Source organism: Bacillus sp. 103mf, assembly GCF_900116295.1.
GTDB classification, from domain to species: Bacteria; Bacillota; Bacilli; order Bacillales; family Bacillaceae_G; genus Bacillus_A; species Bacillus_A bruguierae.
Map to the genome: position 1 here is coordinate 1 of NZ_FPAF01000041.1, position 4,483 is coordinate 4,483.

Sequence of the window (4,483 nt, forward strand, 5' to 3'; positions counted from 1 at the left end):
CTAATAATAATAAAACCTTTTTCATATCGCAAATCGCCTCCCGATATCCTCATTTTATACAAATATAGAAGGCTAATAAATGACTTTAATAAGGATATTAGATTGTTTGGCTTTATTATATTAAGAATTTAGGGTATTCTTTTTTATAAAAAAAGGTTGGATAATTTATGGATCAAATTGATAAAAAAATCGTGGGATTATTACAGTCAAATGCAAAAATTTCAATGAAGGATTTAGCAGAAACCGTTCACTTATCTCCTCCGTCAGTAACTGAGCGAGTACGGAAGTTAGAGGAGCAACAAATTATTGAAGGTTACCATGCACATGTTTCTCTAAAAAAAATAAACCGTCCAATTTCTGCACTTATATTGTTTAAATCAAAAGATTGTAAATCATTAGCTAACTTTTGCTATAATCATCCAGATGTACTTGAGTGTTACAGAGTAGCAGGGGAAATTAGTTATATTGTCAAATTAGCTACGTATTCTGTAGAAAGTTTAGAACAATTTATTGATGATACAATGCAATATGGTACGCCATCAACGAATATCGTGTTATCTTCTTATAAAAAAAAATAATTGCTCCCTTTATTGGTGAAGAATAAAAATACTGGCATAATTAATTAACTATTGCTTACTCAATAATCCTTAACCCTTTAAAAATAGCACTGATTTTTCTGACTTGTATAAAAGAATCAGGGTCTCTAATCAATTTTATCGTTTTGGGGTACCCCATTTTTATTAGCTTGATGGCGATGGGGTACCGCCCACATTTTAATGGAAATATACTCTAAGAAAAATTTTAATAATAAATAGCGGGTTTCTTGCACGATAAGGAAATTGGCTTTGTATGTAGCGAGGGTGGTTATTTTCACCTGAAAATCTGATGCTGAAATAAAATACAGATTATAACCCGTTTTTACACATATCTCGGCTGAACTCCTGTGTCCAGAAAATTGTATGTTTATGAACAAGAGGTAAAACTCAATAATATCAGCGTTTTCTAGCTATAATCATGTTCATAAAGTGTGTAAACAAATCAATGTTCAATTGATCAAGGAAAAACAAAACAGGAAATTTCTGATTTTTTAAATGTTGATAGAACCACCATTTATCGTACACTAAAACGAAATGGTTATTAGGAAAATTATTCATAACGAATGCTATCTATGCATCTAATTTCGTTTTCAAAGAATATTTGGCCATAAAAAACTGCACCTCTAATTATTAGTTATGTCCAACAATTAGAGGTGCTACTTTTCTAGTACAATGTTTTTTTGTCGTGTCGAGCTAAATATAGCAAGGGAATGCAGTACACATCAGCATACAAGCATTCCCTTGCTATCATCAGGTTATTATTTTAGTACGGCATTTTATGTCCCCAATAGTCAAAGTGATAATCTTTACCACCGATGTTAAACCAACCATCTGCATAAAGTGAACCATCTTCTCTAGCGCAATACCAAAGGTATCCGTATGCAAGAGGAATAGGTCTATATCCACCACCAACTTGGAACCATCCTGTTTTAGCTACTCCATTCTCATCGAAGTAATAATATTTATTATCGATAGTTTGCCAGCCCGTTTGTGCTACGCCGTTATTGTCAAAATGGTATAACTTACCATCGATTTTTTCAAACCCTGCTCGGTTAACTGATCCGTCTTCATGAAAATAATATTTTTTCCCCTCAATGTTGTCATAATCATTGAACGTATAATTGCGGCCATTTGTGAAATAGTAGTTCTTACCGTCTATTATTTTCCAACCGGTATAGAAAGATCCATCTTCTAAACTATAATATTCTATTATTTTCTCTCTTTTGTTGATCCCTGTTTTAAAAATCGAACCGTCATGATTAAATGTTAATGTTTTGTTGTCAAACTGAACATTAACAACGCTGTCTATAACTTCTCCATTTAGATTAGAAACTCTCTCAAGCACACCTTTATCGGAAAAGTGAAGGATGACACCTCGATCTTCTATACGTATTTCCTTTTTATTTATATTGTAATTTTGGAAATAATAAATTTTACCATCTATTTCTTTCAAGCCTTCTTTAATAAACGATCCAGAAGCATCGGAATAGTGTAGGCCCTCTCGATCTTCCTTCCATGCTGATTTTTGCACGGAACCATCATCATTGAAGTGATAGTACTTCCCATCAATCTGTGAGTCACTGCCACTTCCTGTGACCAATTTTCCAGAAGTCGGCTCAAAATAATAGGTATTCCCCTTAATTTCTTTCCAACCTGTCATGAGAACTCCATCAGCATCTGCAAAATGATAACCAGAACCTTGGTTTACCCAACTGTTCTTTATTACATTTCCAGAAGAATCTTTTGCAATCAATTTAGTAGAATCTTTTTCATCAGCTACAATCTGTACTCTGTCATACTTCTGTCTCTCATTTTCTTTACCCGGATACCACTCTATTAACCAATTGTGAACTTCATTGTTGCTTTTATCATCGAAACGAATTTCAGAGTCGAAACGCTCACCAGTACCGAACTTTGAAGTATGCCTATCACCAGCTAAACTTACTCCATTCTTGTTATTCAAACGGAACTGAAATGAACCAGAATCATTATTTTCTACCTGAACAAGTTCAAACACTTCATCATCGCCAAGCGAATCGGAATATTGAAGTTCGTTTCCTTCTTTTCCTGAAAGGTATTTTGAACCTGTTTTTACGATTACTTTATTCGTTCCTTTTTTATAAGGGATAATTTGATAAGGTTTACCATCATTTAGTCTAATGTATGTCAGTACCAGACCTGTCTCTATGACGTTAGTACGCTCCGCCAATACATCAGATAATCGATCATAAAAATCTGCACGAGCTTTAGGATCATTATTAACATAGTTGTCAAGGACATCTTTAGATACTGGCTTTGAAGTCAATGTTATCAATCGTTTTTGCTCATCTGATAATTTATTTGCTATCTGATCAAATAGGTAATCTGAATTTCTAGCAATCACCGTCCAATCGCCAAAGGAGTCGCCGGAATATTTTTTGTAAAGTGGACCAAGAAATCTTGGGTTTTTACCAGATGCTTTTTCTACAAATGCATGTTGGCCTTGATTTATCACAACTCCGGTCTTTCCTTCGTCTAATTGTGCTTGTGTAATGTAAAGAAGATCGTGTTCTGAGATATTTGCTGCATTAGGGTTTAAATCTATAATTGCTCCTGCTTCAGTAATTTTAAGCTGCTGCCCAGATTTTAGTTGATGAGTTTCAATTCTTCCATTTGGATAGCGTACTTTAACTTGTTTAATAAAATTCAAATCACCTTTTGTATGATACATAGAAATATTAAATTCCCCAGATGTAAAACTAGGGGCCTGGTAAGTTTCGTTTTCTGCATATACATCAATGTGAGTGCCTGGGTCTCGATCCCCTGGGCTTATTCCAAGTGTTTCATAAGTGTTTGCTATAGCACCTAATACAGTAATACCTATATCTACTACTGCACCTATCCCTGCGCTAGCTTTATTTTCTGCAATCGGTGCCATAGAAAAAAGAATTCCTAATGCCGCTGTAGCAGGAATTACCTTCTTTCCAATTCCATTTGTTTTAAATTTCTTTTTCATTTTGTTCTCCTCTTTGTAAACCTTTTTACTTTGAAATTTGTATTTGGAAGTCCATCTTAATTTAAATACCTTTCAAATATCTTTCGTAAATATTACAAAAGTCTTTCATTAGTTTTAATTTCTAATAAGTGAAGTATTAAACACTAATGCGAGGAGATTAAAACATATATTAGGGGTCACCATACATCACCATCAAGCTAAGAAAGGCAAATACCCCAAAAGGAAAGAATGAGCTTTCTTGTAATAAAAAACAAATCCGTAATACTAGGAGATTCCTTTTCAATGGCTATATTGAGAAATACGTGTATAAGACAGTATTTAAATTTAAGTATGATACGATTATAGTAAGGGGGGAAGCTATATGAACGGTCTACAGGAAAAAACATCTGAATTATTAAAAGAGAAAAAAAAGGGTTCTGTTGCAAAGTTTTCTACATAGAGCTACACTCTAGAAAAAAGGATCTAGGAGAATTAGGCATGAGATATTTTAAAGGAAAACAATTCAAGAACGAGATTATTTTAGTAGCTGTCGGCTACTACTGTCGTTTTTCTTTAAGTTATCGCGATGTCTCTGAAATTCTGAAAGAACGTGGTATTTCAGTTCACCCAACAACCATCATGCGATGGGTTCATGAATATGGCAATCTCATCTATCAAATTTGGAAAGTGAAAAATAAATCTGCACGATTATCTTGGCATTTTGATGAGACTTATATCAAAATTAAGGGAGAGTGGCGTTATCTCTATCGTGCAATTGATAAAGATGGACACACATTGGATATTCAACTTCGTAAAAAACGGGATCATCAGGCTGCCTATAACTTCATGAAAAGATTAGTAAAACATTTTGGAGAACCAACGGTTCTCACTACAGACAAAGCGCCGGCATTAC

The 4,483-nt window shown here is 34.1% G+C and carries 4 protein-coding genes; 3 read left to right on the plus strand and 1 reads right to left on the minus strand.

Going from position 1 to position 4,483, the window contains the following annotated elements; translation table 11 throughout:
- The first annotated feature begins 167 nt into the window (after positions 1–167).
- The gene (locus BM350_RS25850; protein WP_139232944.1) at positions 168–578 is read left to right on the plus strand and encodes an Lrp/AsnC family transcriptional regulator; all 411 of its coding nucleotides are present in this window, start codon (positions 168–170) and stop codon (positions 576–578) included.
- A gap of 470 nt (positions 579–1,048) precedes the next feature.
- Positions 1,049–1,141: a helix-turn-helix domain-containing protein gene (locus tag BM350_RS25855; RefSeq protein ID WP_090920684.1), complete on the plus strand. Its 93-nt coding sequence runs from the start codon at positions 1,049–1,051 to the stop codon at positions 1,139–1,141.
- A gap of 218 nt (positions 1,142–1,359) precedes the next feature.
- Here BM350_RS25855 and BM350_RS25860 read toward each other — a convergent pair whose 3' ends face one another.
- Positions 1,360–3,591, minus strand: a complete 2,232-nt coding sequence (locus tag BM350_RS25860) for an N-acetylmuramoyl-L-alanine amidase family protein (protein WP_090920682.1) — start codon at positions 3,589–3,591, stop codon at positions 1,360–1,362.
- A 477-nt stretch (positions 3,592–4,068) separates the two neighbouring features.
- Between BM350_RS25860 and BM350_RS25865 the strand changes: the two genes are divergently transcribed.
- Positions 4,069–4,483 (plus strand): IS6 family transposase (locus tag BM350_RS25865; protein ID WP_139232945.1); only part of this gene is annotated, 415 nt, incomplete at its 3' end.